The sequence below is a fragment of the Thauera sp. 27 genome (assembly GCF_000310125.2).
GTDB lineage: Bacteria > Pseudomonadota > Gammaproteobacteria > Burkholderiales > Rhodocyclaceae > Thauera > Thauera mechernichensis.
In genome coordinates this window covers 1-338 of the sequence record NZ_AMXB01000113.1, presented here as the reverse complement: position 1 = coordinate 338, position 338 = coordinate 1, and the positions used below count along the sequence as shown (strand labels likewise).

The window sequence follows — 338 nt, the reverse complement described above, 5'->3', positions numbered from 1 at the left end:
GTGTGGTGGCCCAGCGCGTGCAGCTTCTTCTCGACCAGGTTGGCGATCGAGGACTTGCCCGCACCCGACAGGCCGGTGAACCAGAGCACGCAACCGTGCTGGTTCTTGAGCGCAGCACGCGCCTGCTTGTTCACGTCAACGTGTTGCAGGTGGATGTTGTGTGCCCGGCGCAGCGCGAAGTGCAGCAGGCCAGCACCGACGGTGTTGTTGGACAGCCGGTCGACGAGGATGAAGCCGCCGGTGTCGCGGTTGTCGCGGTAGGCATCGAAGGCGATCGGACGGTCGAGGCTGATGTTGCACACGCCGATCGCGTTCAGTTCCAGCTTCTTGGCCGCGAC

At 64.5% G+C, this 338-nt stretch carries 1 protein-coding gene; it reads right to left on the bottom strand.

Annotated elements, in window-relative coordinates; all coding sequences use genetic code 11:
- Nucleotides 1–338: elongation factor 1-alpha C-terminal domain-related protein (locus tag B447_RS21625; RefSeq protein WP_004249788.1), on the bottom strand; the 338-nt coding region annotated here is incomplete at both ends.